The organism is Mesorhizobium sp. Arg314, assembly GCF_053714275.1.
The window spans coordinates 1-271 of record NZ_JBSKBP010000343.1; the positions used below are offsets into that span (position 1 = coordinate 1).

General features: G+C 56.1%; 1 protein-coding gene. It reads right to left on the reverse strand.

The window, feature by feature from the left end; all coding sequences use genetic code 11:
• Positions 1–271 (reverse strand): hypothetical protein (locus tag ACWGS9_RS35780; RefSeq protein ID WP_454509558.1); only part of this gene is annotated, 271 nt, incomplete at both ends.

The window sequence follows — 271 nt, forward strand, 5'->3', positions numbered from 1 at the left end:
ACATCAGCTACAAAAGAAGCATGCCTGGGTGAATCGGGGTTAAACCGGCCGAAAATGGGCTGCCGATTTTCCTGGCGCAGCCAGTGGCTAAGATGGTGCAGATCATTTCCCAATTTCTTGACTGTCCACTCGCCCGTCTTCGCTTCGCGGGCCACTTTCTTGAAGGTGGAAACAAGTTCCTTGTCCTCGGGAAAGGGCTCGGGACGGTCACGTTTTGCGCCCACGCGGACCTCTTTGTTGACCGCAAACTCCGGTTGGCTATTCGGGCCGG